Annotated in this window: 1 protein-coding gene; it reads right to left on the reverse strand. The window is 35.6% G+C overall.

Going from position 1 to position 1,431, the window contains the following annotated elements:
* Nucleotides 1-50 precede the first annotated feature (50 nt).
* Nucleotides 51-1,223: an IS256-like element IS256 family transposase gene (locus KA824_RS12195; protein ID WP_000195429.1), complete on the reverse strand. Its 1,173-nt coding sequence runs from the start codon at nucleotides 1,221-1,223 to the stop codon at nucleotides 51-53.
* Nucleotides 1,224-1,431: the final 208 nt, after the last annotated feature.

A 1,431-nucleotide genomic window follows, 5' to 3' on the forward strand; every position in this document is an offset into this window, starting at 1 on the left:
AGTCAAGTCCAGACTCCTGTGTAAAATGCTATACAATGTTTTTACCATTTCTACTTATCAAAATTGATGTATTTTCTTGAAGAATAAATCCATTCATCATGTAGGTCCATAAGAACGGCTCCAATTAAGCGATTGGCTGATGTTTGATTGGGGAAGATGCGAATAATCTTTTCTCTTCTGCGTACTTCTTGATTCAGTCGTTCAATTAGATTGGTACTCTTTAGTCGATTGTGGGAATTTCCTTGTACGGTATATTGAAAGGCGTCTTCGAATCCATCATCCAATGATGCGCAAGCTTTTGAATATTTTGGTTGATCGATATAATCATGAATCAATCGATTTTTAGCCTCACGCGCTAAGTTAATATCTGTGAACTTAAAAATTCCTTTAACAGCTTCTCTGAAAGATTTTGAATTTTTTTTAGGAATGGTGGTAAAGATATTTCTTAGGAAGTGAACTTGGCATCTTTGCCAACTTACGTTGGTGAAGGATTTTCTAATGGCAGAGACTAATCCTTTGTGCGCATCAGAAATAACGAGTTCCGTACCTTGTAAACCGCGTTCTTTTAGGTATTCAAAAAATGTTGTCCAGGTCTCTTCGCTTTCGCCACTTTGAATCATGAAGCCGATAATTTCACGGTCGCCATCTTTGGTTATTCCAATCGCTATATGACAGCTTTTTGAGAGTACTCGATTTTCTTCTCGTACTTTTATATAGAGTACATCGGTCATTAAGTAAGGATAATTTTTTTCTGATAATAAACGATTCTGCCACTCGTTAACCATAGGTTCTAGCTGTTCTGTTAAGCTAGAAACGAAGGACTTAGAGACGGATTTACCACAAAGTTCTTCCACAATTTTTGATACTTTACGAGTTGAAACGCCTGATACATACATTTCCAACATTGAAGCCATGAGGGCTTTTTCGTTTCGTTGATAACGTTCAAACACTGTGGGTGAAAAATGGCCATCACGTGTTCTGGGTACTTTTAATTCTAGCGTGCCTACACGTGTCGTAAAGCTGCGCTCATAATAGCCATTTCGTTGACTTTGTCGGTTTTCTGTTCGTTCATATTCTTTTGCTTGAATATATTCTGTTCGTTGATTTTCCATTAGTTGATTAAATACCGTTGTTAAAATATTTTTAGAAACGTCATCCTTTACAGAATATTCAATAATGCTTTGAATCTCTTCGCTTTTCAGTGTAAAATGTACTTGGGTCATGTAAAAGTCCTCCTGGGTATGTTTTTGTCGTTAAAAACATTGTACCGTAAAAGGACTGTTATATGGCCTTTTTACTTTTACACAATTATACGGACTTTATCTTTTTTAGTCAAGTCCAGACTCCTGTGTAAAATGCTATACAATGTTTTTACCATTTCTACTTATCAAAATTGATGTATTTTCTTGAAGAATAAATCCATTCATCATG

The organism is Staphylococcus sp. GDY8P198P, from assembly GCF_017891615.1.
GTDB classification, from domain to species: Bacteria; Bacillota; Bacilli; order Staphylococcales; family Staphylococcaceae; genus Staphylococcus; species Staphylococcus cohnii.